Source organism: Pseudoalteromonas sp. MER144-MNA-CIBAN-0113, from assembly GCF_040308965.1.
Classification (GTDB): domain Bacteria; phylum Pseudomonadota; class Gammaproteobacteria; order Enterobacterales; family Alteromonadaceae; genus Pseudoalteromonas; species Pseudoalteromonas tetraodonis.
In genome coordinates this window covers 1-290 of the sequence record NZ_JBEOOG010000271.1, presented here as the reverse complement: position 1 = coordinate 290, position 290 = coordinate 1, and the positions used below count along the sequence as shown (strand labels likewise).

1 protein-coding gene is annotated in these 290 nt (G+C 30.7%); it reads left to right on the top strand.

Going from position 1 to position 290, the window contains the following annotated elements; genetic code table 11:
- Positions 1-290 (top strand): hypothetical protein (locus tag AAEY57_RS19675; RefSeq protein ID WP_350608629.1); only part of this gene is annotated, 290 nt, incomplete at both ends.

Sequence of the window (290 nt, the reverse complement as noted above, 5' to 3'; positions counted from 1 at the left end):
ACTGATTATAGGGAAGATATTTTTACCATTGATTTGACTGAAAGGATATTTAATTACATTAAATTAAGTGTTGAAAGTGCAATTTCCCCTCATAAAAATACGGCTCATAAAAGTTATTATATTTTTGGTAATAGTGGGCTACTTGAAAAGCGAGATGGTGATATTTTTACTCTAAGAGGAAATACACCTGAGTTCTCAAAAAATAACCAAGATATACGGCACTTAAATGAGTTTATTACCTCATTAAGGATAATGAAAAAAATATTACGCAGAGTTGACCAAGTGTGGCA